1 protein-coding gene is annotated in these 646 nt (G+C 31.2%); it reads left to right on the top strand.

Annotation, left to right across the window (positions count from 1 at the left end):
• Window positions 1-368: hypothetical protein (locus tag AC1DRF_RS31240; RefSeq protein ID WP_477742730.1), on the top strand; the 368-nt coding region annotated here is incomplete at its 5' end.
• Between the last annotated feature and the right edge of the window lie 278 nt (window positions 369-646).

Below are 646 nucleotides of genomic sequence, written 5' to 3'. Positions count from 1 at the left end.
ATACTATCTTAGAGAGCTTTTATGATTTAAAGGAAATAGTAAGTTCTTTTAATAATCTCCATGAGAAGTACAATTGGTTGTTAAGTGATTTAGATGGATCTTTTCCAGAAAAGTACCTTAATTACTTTACTGACTACAGAATTTACAACAATGGAATAAACGGCAATACGTACTGGATTACAGGTGAAAAGCTCACGGAGCTTGCTAATAAAGAGGATATCTATTTTATATGGGGAGTTTTCTCTGCCTTTGATAAGAAAGAAATTATAAATTTAGATGTGCTTGAAGAAGAGCCTTATGCTGATGGTAATCCGGATTTTTGGATTGAAGAACCAATAATTCAGCACCCTAAAGCAACTATGATTTAATTTTGAATTCTCCTTTCTAATCAATAAGATCATAGTAGCCTTTTATTTCTATAGGTTTCACTACCTGAAATTTAACACCAAGGTATTAGCGAACGGTTATTAAAAAAGTAATGCAGCAAACCTATGATGTGGTGCATTACTTTTTTGTACYTTCATTCTTTCCATATCTGTTCAAAATAATATTTAGTACAATCAAAACTAAAAATATGGATAAAGTGTAATACCCTGGCCAACTTTTATYTCTCCAAATCAGATTGAAGACTGTACTGGATAATATT

This window comes from Priestia sp. P5_B4, assembly GCF_056400385.1.
This window is presented reverse-complemented; position numbering and strand designations above follow the sequence as displayed.